At 62.5% G+C, this 23110-nt stretch carries 15 protein-coding genes; 12 read left to right on the top strand and 3 right to left on the bottom strand.

The genetic code is table 11. The features are described from left to right. Positions 1-96 precede the first annotated feature (96 nt). Positions 97-1209, bottom strand: coding sequence for a recombinase RecA (gene recA, locus ACEN9O_RS12045; protein WP_495617770.1), 1113 nt, complete (start codon positions 1207-1209; stop codon positions 97-99). A 173-nt stretch (positions 1210-1382) separates the two neighbouring features. On the opposite strand from recA, the gene ACEN9O_RS12040 reads away from it, so the two are divergent. From ACEN9O_RS12040 to ACEN9O_RS12005, 8 genes are all read left to right on the top strand, one after another. Continuing rightward, entirely contained in the window at positions 1383-2063 is a 681-nt protein-coding gene (locus ACEN9O_RS12040; protein WP_495617769.1) for a response regulator, read from the top strand. Next, positions 2060-3595: a sensor histidine kinase gene (locus ACEN9O_RS12035; protein WP_495617768.1), complete on the top strand. Its 1536-nt coding sequence runs from the start codon at positions 2060-2062 to the stop codon at positions 3593-3595. The genes ACEN9O_RS12040 and ACEN9O_RS12035 overlap by 4 nt, the downstream gene beginning before the upstream one ends. Further along, on the top strand, positions 3588-3869 hold the full coding sequence (locus tag ACEN9O_RS12030; protein WP_495617767.1) for a DUF4212 domain-containing protein: 282 nt from the start codon (positions 3588-3590) through the stop codon (positions 3867-3869). Before ACEN9O_RS12035 ends, ACEN9O_RS12030 begins: the two co-directional genes overlap by 8 nt. After that, entirely contained in the window at positions 3866-5920 is a 2055-nt protein-coding gene (locus tag ACEN9O_RS12025) for a sodium:solute symporter family protein (RefSeq protein ID WP_495617766.1), read from the top strand. The genes ACEN9O_RS12030 and ACEN9O_RS12025 overlap by 4 nt, the downstream gene beginning before the upstream one ends. A gap of 72 nt (positions 5921-5992) precedes the next feature. After that, complete coding sequence (locus tag ACEN9O_RS12020; RefSeq protein ID WP_495617765.1) at positions 5993-8017, top strand: alpha/beta hydrolase family protein; 2025 nt, start codon at positions 5993-5995, stop codon at positions 8015-8017. Further along, positions 8014-9993: a S9 family peptidase gene (locus ACEN9O_RS12015; RefSeq protein WP_495617764.1), complete on the top strand. Its 1980-nt coding sequence runs from the start codon at positions 8014-8016 to the stop codon at positions 9991-9993. The genes ACEN9O_RS12020 and ACEN9O_RS12015 overlap by 4 nt, the downstream gene beginning before the upstream one ends. A gap of 57 nt (positions 9994-10050) precedes the next feature. After that, positions 10051-11265 carry a 6-phosphofructokinase gene (locus tag ACEN9O_RS12010; RefSeq protein ID WP_444847216.1) on the top strand — a complete coding sequence of 405 codons (1215 nt, stop codon included), beginning with the start codon at positions 10051-10053 and terminating at the stop codon, positions 11263-11265. 9 nt (positions 11266-11274) lie between these two features. Further along, positions 11275-11565: a hypothetical protein gene (locus ACEN9O_RS12005; protein ID WP_495617763.1), complete on the top strand. Its 291-nt coding sequence runs from the start codon at positions 11275-11277 to the stop codon at positions 11563-11565. A 5-nt stretch (positions 11566-11570) separates the two neighbouring features. Here ACEN9O_RS12005 and ACEN9O_RS12000 read toward each other — a convergent pair whose 3' ends face one another. Both ACEN9O_RS12000 and ACEN9O_RS11995 read right to left on the bottom strand, forming a co-directional pair. Then, complete coding sequence (locus ACEN9O_RS12000) at positions 11571-12053, bottom strand: tetratricopeptide repeat protein (protein WP_495617762.1); 483 nt, start codon at positions 12051-12053, stop codon at positions 11571-11573. Positions 12054-12894: 841 nt separating this feature from the next. Beyond that, complete coding sequence (locus ACEN9O_RS11995; RefSeq protein ID WP_495617761.1) at positions 12895-15633, bottom strand: LamG-like jellyroll fold domain-containing protein; 2739 nt, start codon at positions 15631-15633, stop codon at positions 12895-12897. Between the two features lie 533 nt (positions 15634-16166). On the opposite strand from ACEN9O_RS11995, the gene ACEN9O_RS11990 reads away from it, so the two are divergent. The 4 genes from ACEN9O_RS11990 (at position 16167) to ACEN9O_RS11975 (ending at position 23097) form a co-directional block, all read left to right on the top strand. Beyond that, entirely contained in the window at positions 16167-19022 is a 2856-nt protein-coding gene (locus tag ACEN9O_RS11990; RefSeq protein WP_495617760.1) for a TonB-dependent receptor, read from the top strand. Between the two features lie 77 nt (positions 19023-19099). Next, positions 19100-20623 (top strand): tryptophan halogenase family protein, encoded by a 1524-nt coding sequence (locus ACEN9O_RS11985; protein WP_495617759.1) that lies wholly within the window; start codon positions 19100-19102, stop codon positions 20621-20623. A 26-nt stretch (positions 20624-20649) separates the two neighbouring features. Further along, the gene (locus ACEN9O_RS11980; protein WP_495617758.1) at positions 20650-22149 is read left to right on the top strand and encodes a glycoside hydrolase; all 1500 of its coding nucleotides are present in this window, start codon (positions 20650-20652) and stop codon (positions 22147-22149) included. Further along, a complete protein-coding gene (locus tag ACEN9O_RS11975) occupies positions 22150-23097 on the top strand; it encodes a family 43 glycosylhydrolase (protein WP_495617757.1) in 948 nt (315 codons plus the stop codon). Positions 23098-23110: the final 13 nt, after the last annotated feature.

Here is a 23110-nt window from a genome sequence, read left to right as displayed (position 1 = left end):
GGTCGATCCGTCACTCCCGCGCACGCGAGAGTTAGAACGCATGCTCAGCATGGATTCCGCAGCGGCGGACCGCCGCTTTCGCGGGAATGACAGGCCTTACGCGGCGTCGGCCTTGTCGCCCTTGTCTGCCTTATCGGCCTTGTCGACCGATTTCAGCTTGACCACGGTGTTGTCGACGGCCAGCGGCGGCAGTGCGCGCACGCCCAGCGATTCGCGGACCTTGTTTTCGATTTCCCACGCCAGCTCAGGACGCTCCTGCAGGAAGATGCGGGCGTTGTCCTTGCCCTGGCCGACGCGCTCGCCGTTGTAGCTGTACCAGGAACCGGACTTCTCAACGATCTTCGCTTCCACGCCCAGATCGAGGATCTCGCCCTCGCGCGAGGTGCCGGCGCCGTACAGGATGTCGAAGTGCGCTTCCTTGAACGGCGGCGCGATCTTGTTCTTGACGACCTTGACCTTGGTTTCGTTGCCGATCACCTCGTCGCCCGACTTGATCGAGCCGGTGCGGCGGATGTCCAGGCGCACGGAGGCGTAGAACTTCAGCGCGTTGCCGCCGGTGGTGGTTTCCGGGCTGCCGAACATGACGCCGATCTTCATGCGGATCTGGTTGATGAAGATGACCAGGGTGTTGGTGCGGTTGATCGAGCCGGTCAGCTTGCGCAGCGCCTGGGACATCAGGCGCGCTTGCAGGCCCGGCAGCGAGTCGCCCATGTCGCCTTCGATCTCGGCGCGCGGCGTCAGCGCGGCCACGGAATCGACCACGACCATGTCCACCGAACCGGAGCGCACCAGCGCGTCGCAGATTTCCAGTGCCTGTTCGCCGGTGTCCGGCTGCGAGATCAGCAGCTCGTGCAGGTTGACGCCCAGCTTCTGCGCGTAGCCGACGTCCAGCGCGTGCTCGGCGTCGATGAAGGCGCAGGTGCCGCCCAGTTTTTGCATTTCCGCGATGGTTTGCAGGGTCAGCGTGGTTTTACCCGACGATTCCGGACCGTAGATTTCCACCACGCGGCCGCGCGGCAGGCCGCCGACGCCCAGGGCGATATCCAGACCGAGCGAACCGGTCGACACGACCTGCACGTCCTCGATCGGCGCGTTGGCGTCCATGCGCATTACGGAGCCTTTGCCGAATTGCTTTTCAATCTGGGCCAGCGCGGCAGCGAGCGCCTTAGCCTTTTCAGATGCAGGTACAACAGCTTTTTTATCGTCCATAATGTTCTTTCAACCAGTAGGTGGGTGCAAATTCGTCGGTACAGGCAGCACTGTATAAAAAAACAGTGCTTAATGCAAGCACGATTTTTAAACAATTTTGAGATTGCACAAAAACTCGCCGCCTTGCGCGAAATGAAACACAATAGAGATTTCTGTAGCCGGAGTGTCTTTTCATGCGAATTTTACTTGCCGAGGACGACAGCGTGCTGGCCGATGGCCTGACCCGCTCGCTGCGCCAATCCGGCTACGCCATCGATTGCGTCAGCAACGGCCAGGAGGCCGACACCGCCCTCTCGACCCAGGAGTTCGACCTGCTGATCCTGGACCTGGGCCTGCCCAAGCTGTCCGGGCTGGAGGTGCTGCGCCGCCTGCGCGCGCGCAACTCGCTGCTGCCGGTGCTGATCCTGACGGCGGCCGACTCGATCGAGCAGCGCGTCAACGGCCTCGACCTGGGCGCCGACGACTACATGGCCAAGCCCTTCGCGCTGTCCGAGCTGGAGGCGCGGGTGCGCGCGCTGACCCGGCGCGGCGCCGGCGGCGGCGCCACTGTGGTCAAGCACGGGCCGCTGAGCTACGACCAGGTCGGCCGCAGCGCCTACATCAACGAGCAGATGTTGGACCTGTCGGCGCGCGAGCTGGGCCTGCTGGAGATCCTGCTGGCGCGCAGCGGCCGCCTGGTGTCCAAGGAGCAGCTGGTCGACCACCTGTGCGAATGGGGCGAGGAAGTGAGCAACAACGCCATCGAGGTCTATGTGCACCGGCTGCGCAAGAAGATCGAAGTGGGCGGCATCCGCATCGCCACCGTGCGCGGGCTGGGCTACTGCCTGGAGAAATTCTCGGACGCCGCCAAGTGACACCAACCGCCTCATCGCCCGCGCAGCACGACCAGGCCGACGCCCTGGAGTACCAGCCGCCGGCGCCGGAGGCGGACAACGACATCCAGCACTCGCTGTTCGGCGAGATCCTGGACTGGATGCTGGCGCCGCTGCTGCTGCTGTGGCCGATGAGCATCGCGATCACCTACCTGGTGGCCAAGTCCATCGCCAACCAGCCGTTCGACCATGCGCTAGAGGACAGCGTCACCGTGCTGGCGCAGCAGGTGCGCGCGGTGGACGGCAAGGTCATCAAGAGCCTGTCCGGCCCGGCCCGCGACATCCTGCGCGCCGACGATGTCGACAGCGTCTACTTCCAGATCCAGGGCCCGCGTGGCGAACACATCGACGGCGACCGCGACCTGCCGCTGCCGCTCATCGACGAGGACGACAAGCCGCGCGGCAGCGTGCGCTTCCGCAACGACAGCATGCACGGCACGCCGGTGCGCGTGGCCTACGCCTACGTGCGGCTGCCGCACGACAGCGGCGACGAGCCGCAGCTGGCGCTGGTGCAGGTGGCCGAGACGCTGGAGAAGCGCGGCCAGCTGGCCAACGCCATCATCAAGGGCGTGATCCTGCCGCAGTTCATCATCCTGCCCATCGTGCTGGCCCTGGTGTGGTTCGCGCTGTCGCGCGGGCTGTCGCCGCTGGCGCAGCTGCAGGAGCGGATACGCGCGCGCAGCTCGGACGACCTGAGCCCGATCGCCTCCAACCAGGTGCCGGAGGAAATCTCGCCGCTGGTCAATTCGCTCAACGACATGCTGGCGCGGCTGTCGCTGTCGATCGAGATGCAGAAGCGCTTCATCGCCGACGCCGCGCACCAGATGCGCACACCGCTGGCGGGCATGCGCATGCAATCCGAGCTGGCGCTGCGCCAGACCGACCGCGGCGAAATCCACCGCTCGCTGGAGCAATTGGCCAAGAGCTCGGAGGCGGCCACGCGCCTGGTCAATCAATTGCTGGCCCTGGCGCGCGCCGAGAACCAGCCGCAGGCCGGCGCCGCCATGCTGCCGCTGGAACTGTCGGAGCTGGCGCGCAGCGCGGTGCAGGACTGGGTGCCGGCCTCGTTCGCGCAGCGCATCGACCTGGGCTACGAGGCGCCAAACGAAGCGGTGCAGCTGGTCGGCAACCCGACCATGCTGCGCGAGCTGCTGTCCAACCTGATCGACAACGCGCTGCGCTACACGCCGGCCGGCGGCAGCGTCACGGTGCGGGTGCGCCGCGACGAGGAGCACGGCTACCTGGAGGTCGAGGACACCGGGCCAGGCATCGCCCAGGCCGAACGGGCGCGGGTGTTCGAGCGCTTCTACCGCATCCTCGGCAACAAGGCCGAGGGCAGCGGCCTGGGCCTGGCCATCGTGCGCGAGATCGCCCAGCAGCACGGCGCCGAAGTGGATATCTACAACAATCCGCGCGCGCAGCAGTCCAAGCTGCCGGGCGCGCTGTTCCGGCTGACCTTCCCGCTGCCGCCGCCCCCGCCGGAAGCGGAAGAGGAGCCGCCGTACTATGGATAGTAATAAACCCACCGCCCCGCTCAACCGCGAGCAGCACTGGCGCAAGACGCGCCGCCTGTCCGCCATCCTGCTGCTGGTCTGGCTGGCGACCGGCTTCTGCGCCGCCTTCTTCGCCCGCGAGCTGGCCGGCCTGAGCGTATTCGGCTGGCCGCTGTCGTTCTACCTGGCGGCACAGGGCGCCTCGCTGGTCTACCTCACCATCCTGGCCGTCTACGCCTGGCGCATGCGCAAGCTCGACCGCGCCGCCATGCCGCCGCCGGAGCGCCGCGCGTGAAGGCCGGCCGCAGCTACTTCCAGCGCCTGCGCAGCTACTACCTGCTGTTCACGGCCGGCTTCGCCTGCTTCCTGGTGGCGCTGTCGGTGCTGGAGCAGGAAGGCATGTCGCGCACCTGGATCGGCTACCTGTTCATGTTTGCCACCATCGTGCTGTACGCGTCGATCGGCGTACTCAGCCGCACCTCCAATGTGCTGGAATACTATGTGGCCGGGCGGCGCGTGCCGGCCATGTTCAACGGCATGGCCACCGCCGCCGACTGGATCTCCGCCGCCAGCTTCATCAGCCTGGCAGGCGGCCTGTACCTGCATGGCTTCGACGGCCTGGCCTACATCATGGGCTGGACCGGCGGCTACTGCCTGGTGGCGCTGCTGATCGCACCCTATCTGCGCAAGTTCAGCCAGTACACCATTCCCGATTTCCTGGCCGCGCGCTACGGCGGCGGCGACGGCGACGGCCGCGGCGGGCGCGCGGTGCGCATCCTGGCGGTGGCGGCCACCATCATCGTCTCCTTCACCTACGTGGTGGCGCAGATCTACGCGGTCGGGCTGATCGCCTCGCGCTTCACCGGCGTCGATTTCTCGGTCGGCATCTTCCTCGGCCTGGCCAGCATCCTGGTGTGCTCCTTCCTGGGCGGCATGCGCGCCATCACCTGGACCCAGGTGGCGCAGTACATCATCATCCTGGTGGCATTCCTGATGCCGGCGGTCTGGCTGTCCGGCAAGCACACCGACAATCCGATTCCGCAGGTGGCCTACGGCAAACTGCTGCCCAAACTGAGCGCGCGCGAGAACGTGCTGCAAAATGATCCGAAAGAGGCCGAAGTGCGCGCCATCTTCCGCCAGCGCGCCGACGAGCTCGATGCCCGCATCCTGTCCCTGCCGGCGTCGTGGGAGGCCGGCCGCGCCGAGCTCCAGCGCGCGCTCGACCGCGTCAAGCTGCGCAACGCCTCGCTGCTGGAGATCCGCAGCGCCGAGCGGACCCTGATCGCCTATCCGAAAAGCGCCGACGAGGCCGCGCACGAGTGGGCCGAGGCGCGCGCGCAGAACCTGGCGCGCGCCGAGCCGATCACGCCGCACGCCACGCCCTACCCCGGCGATCCGGCCACCTCGGACATCAAGCGCAACAACTTCCTGGCGCTGGTGTTCTGCCTGATGCTGGGCACGGCCGCGCTGCCGCACATCCTGATGCGCAGCTACACCACGCCGTCGGTGCACGAGACCCGCGTGTCGGTGTTCTGGACGCTGTTCTTCATCCTGCTGATCTACCTGACCATCCCGGCGCTGGCGGTGCTGGTCAAGTACGACATCTACAGCGCGCTGGTCGGCAGCGACTATGCGCACCTGCCCAACTGGGTGTCGTACTGGGCCAATGTGGACCGGGCCAATCCGCTGTTCAGCATCAGCGACATCAACCACGACGGCATCGTGCAGCTGGCCGAGATCACCATCGACGCCGACGTGCTGGTGCTGGCCACGCCGGAAATCGCCGGCCTGCCCTATGTGGTGTCGGGCCTGGTGGCGGCGGGCGGCCTGGCCGCCGCGCTGTCGACCGCCGACGGCCTGCTGCTGGCGATCTCCAACGCGCTGTCGCACGACATCTACTACAAGCTGGTCGACCGCGGCGCCTCGACCCAGAAGCGGGTGACCATCTCCAAGCTGCTGCTGCTGGGCGTAGCCTTCATCGCCGCCTACGGCGCCTCGCAAAAGCCGGGCGACATCCTGTCGCTGGTGGGCGCGGCCTTCTCGCTGGCGGCCTCGGCGCTGTTCCCGGCGCTGGTGCTGGGCGTGTTCTGGAAGCGCGCCAACTACCAGGGCGCGGTGGCCGGCATGGCGACCGGCTTCGCGGTCTGCCTGTACTACATGCTGCACACCAATCCCACCCTGGGTGGCGGCGCGGCCGGCCAGTGGTTCCATATCGCGCCTATCTCGGCCGGCATCTTCGGTGTGCCGGCCGGGCTGCTGACGATGGTCGCGGTCAGCCTGGCCACGCCGGCGCCGGAGCGCCAGACCGGCGCGCTGGTCGACTACATCCGCGCCCCCGAACTTTAAAGATACACGGCAGATGTGGCGGATTTGATAACTTGGTGATATTGTGCCGACACCACTTATTCGAGACCGCCTATGAATTTCCGCATCATTCTGTTGCTGGCCTGCGCCATCGGCCACGCATATCCGCTTGCCCACGCCGCGGACCTGCCCACGCCGCCGTCCCGCCCGTCGGTCGAAGACTTCTTCGGCAATCCCGAATTCAGCGGCGCGCTGCTCTCGCCCAGCGGCAAATACCTGGCCGTCAAGGTCGGCTCCAAGGACAAGCGCGACCGCCTGGCCGTGGTGGAACTGGGCGCGAACACGGTCAAGGTGGTGGGCAACTTCAGCGACGCCGACATCGGCAAGTTCCAATGGATTAACGACGAGCGCCTGGCCTTCACCGCCGCCGACCACTCGCTGGCCCAGGGCGACCAGCGCTACGCGCCCGGCCTGTACGCCATCAACCGCGACGGCACCGCCTTCCGCCAGCTGGCCATGCGCAGCGGCCTGCCCTTCATCAGCAGCGGCTCCTTCAGTTCGCAGACACGCGAGCTACTGCCCTGGCATACCTTCATGCTGGACCAGGACGGCCCGCAGGATTCCGAGTATATGTACGTGCTCAACAAGAGTTTCAGCGGCCCCGGCCAGCTGGACCACGTCGACCTGCAACGCATCAACACGCTCACCGGCCGCGTGGCCAGCACCATCGCCCGGCCCGGCGACAGCATGAGCTGGCTGCTGGACAACAAGGGCGAACCGCGCCTGACCGTCACCATGAAGGACCGCACCATCGAAATCTGGTACCGCGATCCGGCCACCAACGCCTGGCGCAAGCTGACCGGCTTCGACGCCTACACCGGCGGCAAGGGCGCCTTCACACCGCTGGCGTTCGCGCCGAACGGCACGCTGTACGTGATCCTCCACAAGCACAGCGATCTGGCGGCGGTGCACAGCTACGACCTCGCCACCAACACCGTCTCCGACGAGCCCATCATCAAGCTGGCCGGCTACGACTTCCACGGCGAGCTGATCATGGACGAGCACAAGGTGCTGGGCGTGCGCTATCTGACCGACGCCGCCGGCACCCTGTGGTTCGATCCGGCCATGAAGGCGATGCAGGAAAAAATCGACACCATGCTGCCCAACACCATCAACCTGCTGACGCCGCCGTCGCGGCCGCAGGCGCCGTGGGTGCAGGTGCTGGCCTTCAGCGACGTGTGGCCGTCGCGCAGCTTCCTGTACAACCGCGACACCAAGGAGCTCAGCGCCGTCGGCTCCAGCTACCCGGCCATCCAGCCAACCCAGATGGCGCACAAGATCATGGTGCACTACAAGGCGCGCGACGGCCTCGACATCCCGGCCTGGCTGACCGTGCCGCAAGGCAGCGGCAAGAACCTGCCGCTGGTGGTGCTGGTGCACGGCGGTCCTTACATACGCGGCGGCGACCTGGCGTGGGAGCCGGACTCGCAGTTCCTGGCCTCGCGCGGCTACGCGGTGCTGGAGCCGGAATACCGCGGCAGCCGGGGCTTCGGCGTGCGCCACTACCGCGCCGGCTGGAAGCAATGGGGCTTGAAGATGCAGGACGATATCGCCGACGGCGCGCGCTGGGCCATCGCCCAGGGCACCGTCGATCCCAAGCGCATCTGCATCGCCGGCGCCAGCTACGGCGGCTACGCCACGCTGATGGGCCTGATCAACGACCCCGACCTGTACAAATGCGGCATCGACTGGGCGGGCGTCACCGACATCAACCTGATGCACGACGGCCACTGGGCCTATGTGTCAGACTTTTCGGACGGCTGGCGGCAGTACGGCATACCGGAGCTGGTCGGCGATCCGGTCAAGGATGCCGAGCAGCTGAAGGCCACCTCGCCGCTGCTGCAGGCGGCGCGCATCAAGCAGCCGCTGCTGCTGGCCTACGGCGGCGCCGACATGCGCGTGCCGCTGCCGCATGGCACCAAGTTCTACAACGCGGTCAAGCAGACCAATGCCAGGGTCGAGTGGATCGAATACCCGGACGAAGGCCACGGCTGGGCGCTGCCGAAGACCCGCTTCGACTTCTGGACCCGCGTCGAGAAATTCCTCGACAAGAATATCGGCGCAGGGGCCGCCCAATGAGCGCCGTCCGCAAACTATTGAGCCTGCTCGCGCTGGCGTCGGCCTGCCACGCGCAGGCGGAGCCGCCGCCGGTCAGCAGCTTCTTCAGCAATCCCGCCTTCAACGGCGCCATGCTCTCGCCCAGCGGCCGCTACCTGGCCGCCTTCATCGGCACCAACGACAAGCGCGACGGCCTGGCGGTGGTCGACCTGAACGACCTGAGCGCGCACATGGTGGCGCAGTTCGCCGATACCGACATCGGCCGCGCACACTGGGTCAACAACGAGCGCCTGCTGTTCAGCACGGTCGACAAGAGCGTGGCCCAGCGCGACATGCGCTTCGGACCCGGCCTGTACGCGGTCGACCGCGACGGCAAGCGCTTCCGCCAGCTGGCCAAGCGCAACAACCCGTTCTTCCAGAACGGCGACAGCGACCGCAACCTGCTGCCCTGGCACACCTTCATGCTGGACCAGGACGGCGCGCAGGACAGCGAGGAAATCTACGTCACCGACGCCGACATCCGCGGCGCCGGCATCCGCATGGCGTCGGACCTGCTGCGGCTGAACACGCGCACCGGCATCACCCACGCGGTCGAGCACCCCGGCGTGGCGCGCGGCTGGCTGCTGGACCAGCACGGCCAGCCGCGCGTGGTCGAAACACTGGACGAAAACACCGAATCCATCCGCTACCTGGATCCGGCCACCGGACAGTGGCGCACGCTGGCCAGCTTCAACGCCTACACCGGCGGCAAGGGCAGCTTCGATCCGCTGGCCTTCGGCCCGGACGGCACGCTGTACGTGACCAGCCGCGCCGGCCACGACCGCAGCGCCCTGTACCGCTACGACCTGGCCACCAGCAAGCTGGCCGAGCAGCCGATCGTGACGCTGGACGGCTTCGACTTCCGCGGCCACCTGATCGTCAGCAACAACCATCTGCTGGGCGTGCGCGTGCACGGCGACGCCGAGGGCACGGTCTGGTTCGACGCGACCATGACGGCGCTGCAAAAGACGGTGGACGCCATCCTGCCCGGCGCCATCAACCTGATCACCCCGCCCAGCCGGCCGGAAACGCCGTGGATGCTGGTGCAATCGTATTCGGACAAGCAGCCGCGCCGCACGCTGGTGTTCAACACCGAGACCAGGCACATGAGCGAGGTCGGCAGCCTGGCGCCGCAGATCAAGCCGGCCGAGATGGGCAGCCGCGAGCTGATGCACTACAAGGCGCGCGACGGCCTCGACATCCCGGCCTGGCTGACCCTGCCGCCGGGCGGCAAGGACAAGAACCTGCCGATGGTGGTGCTGGTGCACGGCGGCCCGTTCATGCGCGGCGGCAGCTGGAACTGGAACGCCGACGCCGAGTTCCTGGCCACGCGCGGCTACGCGGTGCTGGAGCCGGAGTTCCGCGGCAGCGTGGGCTTTGGCGAGGCGCATTTCCGCGCCGGCTGGAAGCAATGGGGCTTGAAGATGCAGGACGATATCGCCGACGGCACGCGCTGGGCCATCGCCCAGGGCACCGTCGATCCCAAGCGCATCTGCATCGCCGGCGCCAGCTACGGCGGCTACGCCACCCTGATGGGCCTGATCAACGATCCTGATCTGTATAAATGCGGCATCGACTGGGTGGGCGTGACCGACATCAACCTGCTGTACGACAGCGGCTGGCGCTACGCCTCGGATCTGCCGCAGGGCTGGAAGCAGTACGGCATGCCGGCGCTGATCGGCGACCGCGTCAAGGATGCGGCGCAGCTGCAGGCCACCTCGCCGCTGCGCCAGGCGGCGCGCGTGACGCAGCCGCTGCTGCTGGCCTACGGCGGCGCCGACGTGCGGGTGCCGATCACCCACGGGCTGAAGTTCTACGACGCGGTCAAGGCCGGCAATCCCAACGTCGAGTGGATCGAATACCCGGAGGAAGGCCACGGCTGGGCGCTGCCGAAGAACCGCATCGATTTCTGGACCCGGGTGGAGAAATTCCTCGACAAGAATATCGGCGCGCACTGAAAGCTACGCTATAGTCTCGTTGCAGCATACCGGTTCAACCTACACGGAGGAGCGCGCATGTCGTCGGGAAAAATTCTGGTCGCACAGGGAGGCGGGCCGACCGCCGTCATCAACCAGTCGCTGGCGGGGGTGGTGCTGGAGGCGCGCCGCTTCCGCGACGTCACCCGCGTCTACGGCGCGCTGCACGGCGTGCGCGGCATCATCAACGAGGACCTGGTCGACCTGACCCGCGAGACCAGCCACAACCTGGAGCTGGTGGCGGCCACGCCGTCGTCGGCGCTGGGGTCCACGCGCGACAAGCCGGACCTGGCCTATTGCGCCGAGATCTTCAAGGTCCTGCGCGCGCACGAGATCGAGCAGTTCTACTACATCGGCGGCAACGATTCGTCCGACACGGTGCGCATCGTCAGCGAGCAGGCGCAGCAGGCCGGCTATCCGCTGCGCAGCATCCACATCCCCAAGACCATCGACAACGACCTGGTCGGCAACGACCACACGCCGGGCTTCCCCTCGGCCGCGCGCTTCGTGGCGCAGGCCTTCGCCGGCGCCAACCTGGACAACGCCTCGCTGCCCGGCGTGTACGTGGGCGTGGTGATGGGCCGCCATGCCGGCTTCCTGACGGCCGCCTCGGCGCTGGGCAAGAAGTTTCCGGACGACGGCCCGCACCTGATCTACCTGCCCGAGCGCGTGTTCTCGCTGGAGCAGTTCCTGGCCGACGTCAAGGCCACCTACGCGCGCTATGGCCGCTGCGTGATCGCCGTGTCCGAGGGCATCCATGACGCGTCCGGCGAGCCGATCGCCAGCCTGCTGGCCAAGGAGGTCGAGCGCGACGCGCATGGCAACGTGCAGCTGTCGGGCACGGGCGCGCTGGCCGACCTGCTGTGCGACGAGATCAAGGCCAAGCTGGGCATCAAGCGCGTGCGCGGCGACACCTTCGGCTATCTGCAGCGCTCGTTCATCGGCTGCGTGTCGGACGTGGACCAGCGCGAAGCGCGCGAGGTCGGCGAGAAGGCGGTGCAGTTCGCCATGTGGGGCGGGCGCGACGGCTCGGTGGCGATCAAGCGCACCGGCTTTTACTCGGTCGATTACGAGCTGATGGCGCTAGCCGACGTGGCCGGCAAGACGCGGGTGATGGAGGACGAGTTCATCAGCGCCAGCGGCACCGACGTCACCGACGCGTTCCGCCTGTACCTGCGCCCGCTGCTGGGTTCGGGCATGCCGGACGCCTTCCGCCTGCGGCCATCGCCGGTGGAAAAAATTCTGAAGAAATAGGAGACGACGATGAGCATATTCCCACGCGGGCTGGTGCTGGCCATGCTGGCCATATTGGCAGGCAGCGCGCTGAGCGCCGCGGCGCAGAACGCCAACCAGCCACCGCCGCCGCCCGACGGCAGGCGCGGCCCGCCGCAGGAAGCGATCGACGCCTGCAAAGGCAAGGCCGAAGGCGTCAAGGTCACCTTCAAGGGCCGGCGCAGCGAGGACGTCAAAGGCGTCTGCAAAAAAATGCGTGAAGGCGTGGTGGCCGTACCCGAAGGCGGCATGCCGCCACCACCGCCGGACCAGCGCAAGTAAAGGCTTTATGTCCTTTGTGGAGGCGCGAAATTCCGGATGAATTCCTTTGCGTCCTCCACATGTTCATTCGCGGCGTCCTGAACCAGCTGCCAGCCCAGCTGGGATTTTTTATCGAACCCATGAGAGCCGTAATAGAGATTGCGACCGTGTTCGAATTTCGCCTTGGGATAACCCAGTTTGGCCGCGCATTCAAAAAAATACCCCGCCTTGAGTTCGTCCTTGCCCACCAAATCTCCGCTATCGTAGCAAACGCCGAGGGCATATAAGGCCGGCGCATAACCCAGCTCGGCAGACTTCTTCAAAAAACGAAGACTCCTCTCCTCAAATTGCTCGTCCGACTCCTCGCCGACGGAACTGAAGGTGGAAGCAAGGAACAAGGCCACAGGATCAGCGTCGGCCAGCAAGGGGGCGAGCAGTTGAGACGCCTCTGAAATGTCACCGCGATCCAGGGCCCAACGTGCCTTGGCAATTATTTTCGCCCTATCCATGAGGAATAACCCTTTCACCCTTGGGGCCGGTGCAACGACATTGCACATGATGCGTTGATTTCGCCCCCCAATTTCTCTTTCGCTGATTTTTCAGCCGATCTCTTCGCCTCGACCAAGGTCTTGGCTTTTCCTCTGGCGATGACGGACTGCTTGTTGCCTGTCGAATGGTTGTCGACGCACCGTCCATCTCTATTGGCCCGGCAATTGCAAACCCAGCCACCGCTCCAAGGCGCTGGATAGGGAATATGGCTTGCAGCCGTCTTAACCAAAGACGACTGAATTCCGTACGTTTTGGCCACCCAAAGCGCTATATCACCGGAATAGTTATAGTGCGTGCCCCGTTCATTGTCAAACGACAGGCGAGCAACCGGCGCCCCCAAAAAACCGGCCACGCTACAAGCACTCCCCTACCATCAAGCCGTTGACTGTCTTCTGATAGCAAAGCCATATGCCTACCCCGACGTATTCTTCCGTTGAAGACTTTACGCGGCATCTGAGATCACACATTGAAACGTATCGAAGATTGCGACGGCATTTTGATATGCTAATCGGCATGCACATCACGATAGGCGAGCATATCGAGCAGACGCTCTTCCTTGTCCGCATCGAAGCCGCAGGTGGCCTCAAAGCGCGCCGGGTTTTCGTAGGTGCCGAACAGCATGTCCCACCAGACGATGTCGCCGTAGTTATTGCGGTGGCGTCCGTAGTCTGCTGATGGCGGTCAAGCCGTGGGAGCCGCAAGCCTTTGAAGCCCTGCGCCGCCAGCCCGACGCGAGGCCGTTTGTCTGAGCGCCTGTGGCGGGCTTGACCGTACCGCAGGCGCGCGGGACGACTGCGCCGGTCAGGCAAACGACAGGTTGTCGAAGGTGGAGCTGTTCAACAACCGGTTGTCGTGCGACAGGACCTCCAGCCCGGTGAAGAGCGCGGCCGGCAGGTTGAGGCTGACGCTGCCCACCTGCCTCCAGTTCACGCCGTCCGGCGAAATGAAACCGGTAAAGACCGCACCCACCCGCGTCAGCCGGACCCAGTACGGCGCCGTGCATGCCACCGTGGCGAACTGGGTGCTGGCGTAGCCGTTGGCGCCGCGGTAGAGCATCTGCGCGCCGTGTCCGGGCGTGACCGTCATCGTCACGTGCGCCGCGTTGGCGTCCAGATTGGCGCGCATCATCACGCCGGATTTGGTCCAGGCATTCGTGTTGGGCTGGCTCGCCACACGCGCAGTGACCGTGCAGTCGCCATTGCGCAGCGACGCAGCAAAATGGAAGGCGTCCTCGGTGCCCCACATATCCGCGCCGCCGCCGGTCACCGTCCAGACACCGTTGTCCACACTGACGCTGCCCGGCAAACCCACTGCGCCGACGTCGGTGTCGACGTCGAACATCACCGCCGACGGTGCGGAGCTGCTTAAGGCCGCGATGCCGGCGGCGTCCATGGCGCCGTTGTAGATGCGGAAGTCGTCGATCATGCCGTTGAAGGTCGGGTCCGCGGCGAACTGCGAGCGGCCGAGCCAGTTCTGCGTCGTGTGGCCGATCTGGAATGGCGGGATGTGCATGCCGCCGGCGCTCTGCACCAGGGCGCCGTTCAGGTACAGCGCGCCGTCCGTACCGTGCAGCGTGACCGCGACATGCACCCATTGCGCGGCCGGCAGCGCGGCCTGGGCGTCGATCCGGTATTCGCCGTCGCCGCCGTTGAGCGAGGCAACGAAGCTCATCGTTCCGCGGTCGGTGCGTGGCGACAGGAACATATAGTGCTCGGTGTTGCAGCCGAAATCGAAGATCCGGGCCCAGGTCTGTCCGCCGTTCCAGTACACCCAGGCTGCGATCGTGAAGTCGCCGACCGTGTCGACGATGTTGGCCGGCAGGCTGGCGTGGGCGCCGCTGCCGTTGAGCGCCAGCGCGCCCGACTGCCCCGTCCGTCCGGCGCCCCAGGCCGCGCCGTCGGCCAGCGTGGCGGCGTGGCCGTGGCCGCTGGCGTCGGCGGCGGTGGTGCCGCTGCCTTCGTCAAATTTCAGCAGCGTATGCAGCTTGACGCCCGCGATCGCCACCGCCGCGTTCGACGCGGCCGATTCGCCGGACGGGGTGTTGGCCGTGACCACATAGTAGTAGGTGCCATCCGCCAAGTTGGTGTCGGTGTAGGTCAGCAGATCGCTGATGCCGGTGGCGACCACGGTGTAGGGTCCGCCCGGGATTCTGCCACGCTTGACGTTGTAGCTAGTCGCGTAGGCGCTGCCCCACCACGACAGCACGATCTGGCCGGCGGTGGTCACGGCGCTCAGGCCGCTCGGCGGCGCGCCCGCAGCGATCGGATCGCGGGTGAACAGCAGCGTGCCGTAACCCAGCTGGTCCCAGGTGCCGCCGGTCTGCGGATAGTGCCCGCCCCCTTCCAGCCCCATCCGTTGCACGAACAGCTGCGAGTAGGGGGCGGCCAGTCCCATGCGGTTGACGTAATGGTTGTAGATCAGCGCCCAGGCCGGACGCTGCAAGCCCTGGGCGCCGGTGGAGAATGTGGTGACGCTAAATCCCCGCACGGCATAGGGCGCGAACGGCACCGTGTAGTAGCTGGTCCCTGATTCGATCAGGTTGCCCTTGGCCACGTATTCGCAGCCGGCCAGCACGCGGTTATTGTCGTAGCCATACAGGTCGACGCCCTGGTTCCAGGCCATTTCGCAGAGGGTGGCAACCAATGCGACGCTCAGCGTGTTGTGTCCTTGGTCCCGCCCGGCCTCCTGGGTCTGGCCGAGATAGCCGGGGTGGACATAGTAGACCATCTGCGCGATGGCGCCGTTGCTCAGGCCCTCCTTGAAATAGGTCACCGCCTTGTCGAACTTGGCGCGATCGTCGCACAGCACCGCGATCGCCATGGCTGCGGCATACCCGCACAAGCCCCAGTTGGAGAACACCTGCAGGTTGGCATCTTCGCCTTGGACCATGGGATAAAACACGGTCAGCATCATCTGCTGGAAGGTGGCGATGTCGGCCGCCGCCCAGCCGGAATAGCCGCGCATGATCTCGGCGACGTTGGCGAACTCGTAGCCCTGCAATCCGGCGGCCAGGAAGCCGTCCCAGTGGCCGTCGGTGGTGTGGATTTCGGTGAGCGTGGAGCCCCAGGCGTTCAGGATGGCGACGGCGGTGTTGGCGGCGGCGATGTTGCCGGTGATCTTCCACTGCAGCGCGTTCAGGTAGGCGGCCATGATGTCCCACTGCAGATACTGGACGTTGTCGCCATGGACGCCATCGTTGCGGTAAACCACCGCTCGCGGATTGGGCTTCCAGGTGTTGCTGGCCAGGTTGTTTTGCAGCAGCAGGTTCCAGTCGTCTATCCACGGCGACGCCTTGGCGCCGACTTTCTGGCTCATGCGGTCGAAGTCGGCCTGGGTGTGCAGCAAGCCGGGATGGGCGAAGTCGCCGGAGGTGCTGACCATCGTGCCCGCCAGCAGCCGCGAGCCCGCCTGCGAGGGGGCCGTGGAAGCATCGCCACCGCCGCAACCGGACAGGCCCAGCGGACCAAAAGCGATGAGGCCGAAGGTACCGGCGCAAAACATGCGCCGCTCGGGGGAAAAGGGTTTTTTGGTGTGTGTCATGAGTATGCAGAGTGAGTGTGGTTCATGCATACCGGATCGACAGGAAATCCGCCGCGCCAGCGACGCGGCATCCTGCAGCACCTCGGCCTTGCGCCGATCCGGCCTGCCCCTTGCTGAGGTCTCGGACCAGGACGGCAGCCACGCGATCAGCGGGCCGATTATCGCAGGTGATATTGCCGCGCGGAAATGAATACCGGGGTCGCGGCCGGCGTTGCGCAAAATTCTTCCGCGCTTGCTGGAAAATATGACGGCCTCTCTTCGGTGGCATGTCGGGCTGGCAGCCCCGTTTCAGGAACGATGCGTCCATTCCGCTAAAACCTTCGCTATGCGAAAACGCCATAGGTGGCGTCAAAAACCTTATACCAGCTTAATGATTGACAGTAATAGACTTAAATTGCGCACTACTTCAATCGTCTGGAGGAGGCAGGCGAGATACATCGAACAGGTGCCGGAGACCTGTTGGACCCGGAAATATCGGGCCAGCAGCATTGGAGGGGCACTGCCCAAAAAAAACGACTAAGGGGAACAGTTAGATGAGACACGAAAATACAAAAACGATTAGAAAAACCATGGTGGCCCAAGCTTGTGCACTTTTAATGGCCGGGCCAATTACCGCGTATGCGCAGGAGGCCGGGACTGCCAATGCAGGCAAGGACACGGACGCCCCGGCCATCGTTGTCGTCACCGGTCAGCGAGCGGCGTTAAAGTCGGCGCGCGATCTCAAGCAGGACTCCAACCAGATCGTCGACTCGATCCAGGCAACCGATATCGGCAAGCTGCCGGACGTGAATACGGTCGAGTCGCTGCAGCGGGTCGCCGGGGTTCAGATCCAGCGCCGGTATGGCGAGGGCGGCACTGATTACGACCATCGCACCGAACCCGCGATCACCATCCGTGGCATTACCCAAGTGCGCAACTTGATCGACGGACGAGACTTCTTTACGGCCAACGGTGGCCGGGCACCGGACCTGGAAGGGCTGCCCTCCGAACTCATGGCCGGCGTGGATGTCTATAAGAACGCGGCATCCAATTTGATCGAAGGCGGGGTCGGCGGCGTAGTCAACATTCGTACGCGACTGCCATTCGATTCGAAAGAAGACCTCAACGTTATTACACTCAAGTCGAATTACTATGACCGGGTTCGTAAGTCTTCACCGTCGGTTTCGGGCCTGTTGAGCCGGCAATTCAATACGGGTGCTGGCCGCATGGGCATCCTGGTGAATGCAACGGGAAGCGAGACCTTCTATCGCCAGGATGCCGTTCTTCAGCAGCAGCAGCACTGTCTTACCGCAACGGTTGGGAAATGCTCGAACGATCCGACGAAAGCTCCCTCGGCGGCCAAGGCTGCGGCCTTTAATTCGATGCCGAACAAGGGGACTCTCTCAGAACTCTATGTGCCGACTTCCTTTGAGATGTACCAAGATTCGGGGAGCCGAAAGCGCGAGGGCCTGTCGGTCGCCTACCAATGGCAGGTGAACGACGACATGCTTTTCACGGCACAAAATCTCTATTCAAACTATAAATTTATCCGCCGCGGAGAATACATCTACGGCGACGACAAGAACAGCGACCCGCGCGCAGCGGCGGGCTCCACCTGGACTTGGGGAGCTGATGGCAGCGCTACGAGCGGTACGTTGGCGTCGCAAATTTTCTCGTCCTCCCGGTTCGACCAGGAAGTGCGCAATCGCACGAACTTATCCGCCGTGAACCTGAAGTGGCGCATCTCGGACAGGCTCAAGTCAAAGACTGATTTCGCCTATGAAACCGCCCACTATGACACTGAACGCAATGGCGACTCCATTAAGCTCTACGATAATGAAAGCAGAAGCGTCGCTAATATTCCCAATCTCAATCTGGCCTTCGATGTGCGCGGCAAGATCCCCAAATTTTCCATCGTCGATCCCGCCAACCCAAGCAACCCCTACGCATATTTTGGCAATCCAAAGAATTGGAATTATGAGTGGCTTGCGAATGGGGTAGACCGCGACAATCTGAAAATGTCGGCTCTTAGCCAGGATTTCGACTACGATATTGGCGATCACTTCTTCACCAAGCTGCACGCCGGCGTTCGCCTGGCAGACACCAAGGTAATATTGCGGGGCAATTGGAACAGCACCGGCGCCTGTAACGATACGGGCACCAATCCCAGCTGGGGGGCATGCCCGCTTATTCCAGTGGCGCAGCATCCGGATCTCGCCTACGCCGGGCCTGCCAGTAACTTCATGAAGCCGGGCATTGGTTTCCCTGTGGCGGTGTTCCCCGAGTACGCCAATCCCAACGCAAGCGTGTTCGATCGAACGGTCGCGACTTACGCGCAATTATTCGCCGGCAAGCCGAACTCCTATACGTTTGATACATCGTTTGCTCCTGGGGACATCAATGAGCAACATGAAAAGACGCAGTCCCTGTTCCTGACGGGCGACTTCGCCACAGAGGTATTCGGTTACGCACTCGATGGCACCGCCGGTGTTCGGGCAGTCAGGACCGATCAGACATCGATAGGCTTTATCCAGGATAGCACCGGGTCTCATGCGGTCTCTCTCAATAATCGCTACTCGAATATTCTCCCCAGCCTCAACACACGTCTGCACCTGAACGAAGATTTGCAGCTCCGCTTCGGCTATGGCAAGACGATGACGCGGCCAAACTTTGGCGATATGGCCGCCCATGTTCAGCTGAATCCGAACATCCCCTCGCAGCTCAACGCCAACGGACGTCCTACCGGTAGTTCCGGTAATCCGTTCCTGGAGCCGATGACCGCGACTTCGTATGATGTGACGGCGGAGGACTATTGGGGCACGTCCAATATGGCGTTCCTGGGTGCATTCAAGAAGGATATCAAGGGTTACCTCGCCAGCGGCATCGAACCGATGAACTTCGGTGGCGTCGTCTACGATATTGGAACCAACATCAATCTGGGTAAGGGTTCGGTAAAAGGCATTGAAGCTGGCTTTACGCAATTCTTTGATTTCCTGCCAGATCCGTTCAAAGGATTTGGCGTACAGGCCAACTATACCTACGTCGACTCAAAAGTTGAGCTCAGCCCTGGAGTCCTTATTCCCTTGCCGAAGTTGTCCAAGAACAGCTACAACCTGATCGCACTCTATGAACGCGGCCCGCTGCAAGCCCGGATTGCGTACAACTGGCGTTCCGCTTACCTTGACCAAATCAACGGTAGTGGGGTTTCTGGTGCAAACCAATATGCGACGCCCTATTCGTCACTCGATGCCTCGGTGAGCTATCAAATTAATAAAACCTTCACGCTTTCAGCGGATGCCGTCAATCTGAGAAACTCGATGTATCAGACGTATGTCGAGCGCCCTTCGGGCGGCTTGTTATGGCAACTCAACGACCGCCGGTATAGCGTGGCTCTGAAAGCAAGCTTCTAACATCCACGCAAGACTGATATGAACCAACGCGCCGCACGCCTTTCTGCGGCGCGTTTTTTTCCGCGTGAAGGAGTGTAATGGTCAAGGATAGATGGATTTCTAAAGTGGTGATACTCGGCGGTGGTACCGCCGGATGGATGACAGCGGCCGCGTTGTCCCACACATTTGGCCGGGCCGTCGAGATCATCCTGGTCGAGTCCGACGCCATAGGCACGGTGGGTGTTGGAGAGGCGACGATTCCGCCGATCCGCATGTTCCATCAAATGATAGGCGTTAATGAAGCCGAGTTCATGCGCGCCACCGGGGCGACGTTCAAACTAGGCATCGAATTTCGCGGCTGGCTGAAGGAAGGTTCAAAGTACTTCCACCCTTTTGGCTCGTATGGGGTGGAGCGCGACATTGGCTACTTCTTCCAATACTGGCTGCGCTTGAAGGACAAGGGGCAGGTTCCCGACTTTTCCGAATTCTCGCTATGTACCTTGGCAGCGAGAAGCAATGTATTTGCGCCCCCGTCTGAACGGCCAGGCGATCCGCTGCAGCATCTCCAGTCGGCCTATCACTTCGACGCTGGCCGCTATGCGAAATATTTGAAGGGGCTCTGCCTGGAGCGCGGGGTGTCGCACAAGATTGGCGACATGCTGACGGCGGAACGTGATTCTGAAAACGGGCATGTCACCGCTCTGAAGCTGAAGTCGGGCGAGCTGCTTTCCGGTGACTTGTTTATCGACTGCTCCGGAATGCGCGCAATGCTTATTGGGCAGGAGATGGGTGTCGAATATGAAGACTGGTCGCGTTGGCTGCCCATGAATCGCGCGTGTGCGGTGCCTTGTGAACAGAAGCTGGCACTGACGCCCTATACGATCTCCACGGCCCAGCCTTTTGGTTGGCAATGGCGGATACCTTTGCAACACCGCGTTGGTAACGGCGTGGTGTATTCGAGCGAATTTGCCACGGACGAAGCGGCAGAGCGGTGTCTGCTGGATGGGCTGGAGGGGAAGCCACTGGCCCCGGTCAACCGTCTCAAGTTCACAGCAGGAAGGCGTAGAACACCTTGGCACAAGAACGTGGTATCCATCGGGCTTGCCAGCGGGTTTCTCGAGCCGCTGGAGTCCACCAGCATTCATTTAATTCAATCCAGCATCCAGCGACTCATTCGATATTTTCCCGATGCGGGGTTTTCTCCGTTGTGTGCACAGGCTTTCAACAAAGACGCAATGCGGGAAATCGAAGATGTCAAAGACTTCCTCATCTTGCATTACCACGCTACTGAACGCGAAGACTCGGAATTGTGGCGCTACGTAAAAGCCATGCAGATACCGGACAGTCTGCGGGAAAGAATTGAGCTGTTCCGTGAGCGCGGACAACTGAACCTGGCAGCCGAAGAACTGTTCCCAAGCACGTCGTGGCATGCCGTCCTTTTGGGGCAAGGAATTCGACCAAGAACCTACATGCCGACGATGGCCCTGCAAGATGATGCGGTGCTCGCCGCTGCGTACAGCAAGCTTGAGCGCAACTTTAAACAAATCGTTTCGAGACTTTCGGATCATGCCGTCTACATAAAAGAAAACAAGCTTACCTCGGCAATGGAAACTCGCTTATGAAGTCCCGTTCACTATCGTTACCGTGTATGGCTTTCATGGCACTGTGTCTCCTTCGTAGCGGTGCGCATGCAGAAAACAAGGACGAAAAGTCGCTGAATGTGTCCGCGGTGGTTAACGTCGACTGGCGGCATCCGGGTCTTCCATTCGAAGGATGGGGAACCGCTCTGGCCTGGTTTGCCCATGTGAGCGGGAGATTCGCCGAGCCACATCGCACCCAGTTAGCCGACTTGCTCTATGGACGGGACGGTCTGGCACTCAATATCGCACGATACAACATTGGCGGCGGCAATGCGCCCGAGACAGCTTCGTATTTGCGGCTCGGTGCGGACGTTCCTGGATTCTGGCGCAAGCCGGGCGAGCGATCCGGGACAGATGAGTGGAATCCGGACTCCGAAGATGCCTGGGACTGGTCTGCAGATGCGGGACAGCGCTGGTGGCTTGATGCGATAAAAGCCCGCGTAGCGCCGCAGGACTTGATTCTGGAGGCGTTTTCAAACTCTCCGCCATATTTCATGACCCGCAGCGGCAAGGTTTCGGGGCACGTCAATGCGCTGGAGGACAATCTCGCTCCAGGTTTTGAAACTCAATTTTCGAGGTATCTGGCGCGAGTAACAGCTGAACTCGAGCGGCGGCATGGTATCCGTTTCAGAACACTGTCTCCGATCAACGAGCCCAATACGCCCTATTGGTTTTCCACGAACACGCAGGAAGGCGCTCACTGGTCGCCGGAAGCGCAGTCGCGCATGTACATTGCGCTGGCCCAGGTGTTGCGGGAAAACGGAATGCAGACAGAAATCTCCGGGCCGGACGAAACAAATCCTCAGACGCTCTTTGTTGATTGGGCTGGCATGTCCGCCGATGCGAAAGCTGTCATCCAACAAATCAACGTCCACAGCTACGAATGGATAGGAAAAAGTGGGGTCAGGGATATTGCGGAAACTTCCGGGAAAAGGTTGTGGATGTCCGAAACCGATTTATCGCCCGCCAATGTACGTGAAGACAGCAACGACATGCGTCCAGCCATCGCGCTGGCGCAGCAGATCATTACTGACATGAACAGTATGAGCCCGCGCGCCTGGGTTCTATGGCAAGCGATAGAAAACAGGTCTGCCGATCCCAAGAACAGCTCGAACTGGGGATTAATCAAGGCTGACTTTTCAAATCTGGAGCGACCGGAATATCAGCTCACTAAGAAATTCTGGGCGTTTGCCAATTTCACCAAATTCATCAGGCCAGGATATCGGTTCTTGAAATCCGATAACCCGGATACGTTGGTGGCCGAGAATCCGAAGACGCATGAAGTCGCCATAGTGGTAGTCAATCCAGGTATCGTTTCGCGCATGCTGGACATCCGGTTGCCCGATGCAAAAGGCGGCAAATTGACATGCCAAACTTTTATCACGCAGGCAGAAGACAGCCTCGCGAATTCGAAACCTGCATCATGCACCAGCAGGTTGTCCATACATTCGCGCCCGATGTCAGTGGTGACTGTCGTGGCGATGCCTAACGTCCTGAGGAGGAAATAAATGAGGTATTCCGCTATTTTGATGCTCGTGTGTGCAATCCCGGCGGTTTCGATCGCAGCACAGCCTATATCGCCGCGCTTCAGTGCCGATCCGTCCGCGCATTTTTTCAGCGATAAAGACCGGGGCCAGTTCTACGTGTACGCCACGGACGATGCGTCAAACTCCGGAAAATATTGGGACTCGACCAGTTGGCGCTTGTACACTTCGCCGGACAGTTTGAGCTGGACCGATGCCGGCATTCCCTTATCCGTGACGGTGTTCAAATGGGCCCGGTCCGATGCCAAGGCATGGGCTCCCGAAGTAGCGCATCGCAATGGAAAGTATTATTTCTATGCCCCGGTTGGAGGGGACAAGATCGGTGTGGCAGTTTCAGACCGTCCTGATGGCGGATACAGTGATGCGAGAACGACCCCGCTGGTCGACAAGGCACGCGACTCAAACGCTGGGGATGAACCTATCGATCCTGCTGTGTTCGTCGACAATTCCGGCCAAGCCTACATGTACTTTGGCACGCGTGTTCCCAAGGTAGTCAAACTCGGATCGGATATGACGAGTACCGATGGAGCGATCAAAAACGTGGTCATCCAGAATATGCCGGAAGGTAGCCAATACGGCGAGGCGCCGTTTTTGCACGAACACGCTGGCGTTTATTATTTCAGCTTCTCAACGGGGTGGCCAGGACAGATAGCCTATGCGACTGGCGGGTCGCCAATGGGACCATTCACCTACCGGGGTGTGATCATCGATTATCTGAAAATCTCGACCAATCACCACTCGATCGTCGAGCACGATGGGAAAAGTCTGGTGTTCTATCACGATAGCCTACTGCCCGGCGGGAATTCATATCGTCGCTCGATCACAACCGCTCCTCTGGAATACGCATCTGATGGCAGCATCCAGAAAATCGGGCTCGATCCCTCACAACTTGGTTCGAAAGAAAATCATTAAGAGCTTGGCGACT

It is taken from the genome of Duganella sp. Dugasp78 (assembly GCF_059491455.1).
The sequence above is the reverse complement of the archived record's forward strand: the minus strand, read 5'-3'. Positions and strand labels throughout refer to the sequence as shown.